The following is a 1,057-nucleotide window of genomic DNA, read 5'->3' as shown; positions in this document are numbered from 1 at the left end:
GAGCTACCTGAAAGGGGGGCACGAAGCCCCCGTGCTTCAGCCGGGGGTGCTGACTAGGATCTACCAAGCCTTTGGCTTTAATCAACCCCCATGATCGGACTTGCTATGATTCTCTATCTACTATTCTAGTCTACTGTCTCCAGTGTCTCACGGCGGCCACCAAATCCGCAAGGGGTTCTAAGGCTTTAAATTGGGTAAGGTTGTACTGAAGGGGGGTAATGGTAATATAGTTACTGCGGACGGCACTTACATCTGTGGGTGCATGATCAAAATTTTGATGGTCGATAACTTCTTCCACGTCTTCGAGAAGTTCTCCGGCAAGCCAGTAGTAGGTTTTACCGCGCGGATCAACCCGTTTCTCAAAAATATCCACATAGCGGCGAATACCTTGGCGAGCGATCGCCACTCCAGCGATTTCCTGTTCGCCAACAGCAGGAATATTAACATTAAGCAAAAATGCTTCCGATAATCCCTGATTTTCTAAAGCGTTAACCAGGGTGGTCGCAAAACCTGCGGCCAGGTCAAATTCAACCGACGAATAACTGGCTAGACTAAATGCAATACTGGGGATACCCTCAATCAACCCTTCCATAGCAGCGGATACCGTTCCCGAATACAGGATATCCGTTCCTAGGTTGGGGCCGTGGTTGATACCTGACAAAACCATATCTGGCATACTGTCAAGTAAAGCAAACAACCCCAATTTTACGCAATCAGCCGGGGTTCCTGAACAAGACCAGGCGGTTACAGTCGGGTGAAAGACTGATGAACACTCTTCCGCACGAATGGGCTGATGTAGGGTCAATCCGTGACCAGTGGCTGAACGTTCGCGATCGGGACAGACAACAGTAACATCATGTCCCGCTTCCCCTAAACTATTAGCTAGGGAACGAATACCCAGGGCAAAAACCCCATCATCATTGCTGATTAACAGTTTCATCGACCACCATTTCCGCGCATTACAATTTGAACTTTTTTGAGTTTAACGGCCGAGAATCCCCGCCCTGATACATTTACGCGACATTTATCCGGCTATTGCCTGACAATGCGACGATAG

General features: G+C 48.6%; 1 protein-coding gene. It reads right to left on the bottom strand.

The window, feature by feature from the left end; translation table 11 throughout:
- Positions 1-130 precede the first annotated feature (130 nt).
- On the bottom strand, positions 131-940 hold the full coding sequence (gene surE / locus P5683_RS25185) for a 5'/3'-nucleotidase SurE (protein WP_006625915.1): 810 nt from the start codon (positions 938-940) through the stop codon (positions 131-133).
- Positions 941-1,057: the final 117 nt, after the last annotated feature.

Source organism: Limnospira sp. PMC 1279.21, assembly GCF_032349615.1.
Lineage (GTDB): Bacteria > Cyanobacteriota > Cyanobacteriia > Cyanobacteriales > Microcoleaceae > Limnospira > Limnospira fusiformis.
Note: the sequence above shows the minus strand (reverse complement) of the source record. Positions and strands in the feature narration are given on the sequence as shown.